General features: G+C 57.1%; 1 protein-coding gene. It reads right to left on the bottom strand.

What is annotated here, in order from left to right; translation table 11 throughout:
* Positions 1-76: 76 nt before the first annotated feature.
* Positions 77-292: a DNA cytosine methyltransferase gene (locus tag Q5762_RS40180; RefSeq protein WP_399495570.1), complete on the bottom strand. Its 216-nt coding sequence runs from the start codon at positions 290-292 to the stop codon at positions 77-79.
* Positions 293-303: the final 11 nt, after the last annotated feature.

The raw sequence follows: 303 nt of genomic DNA, 5'->3' as shown, positions 1-303 counted from the left end.
GCCCGCAAGGAGGAGGCCTTGCGGGCGTTGGGGTGGCGAGTCTTGATCGTGTGGGAGTGCGAGACTCGCGATTTGCCTACGCTGGAAGCTCGGCTACGGCATGAGTTCGATCTCTCTGCCGCTGACGTAGTGTCTCGACGTGACGAATGAAACTCAGCCCAATCACTTTTCCCAACCGAACTGGGACGGCGTTTCCAATCATGCGGCCTGTAGTCTTGAAGTAAATGGGCTGGTCAGGTGGAGTAAAGCGGTAATCTCTAGGGAACGATTGCAGCATGGCGGCCTCTCTCAAGCTGATAGCGC

It is taken from the genome of Streptomyces sp. P9(2023), assembly GCF_032436795.1.
Lineage (GTDB): Bacteria > Actinomycetota > Actinomycetes > Streptomycetales > Streptomycetaceae > Streptomyces.
Note: the sequence above shows the minus strand (reverse complement) of the source record. Positions and strands in the feature narration are given on the sequence as shown.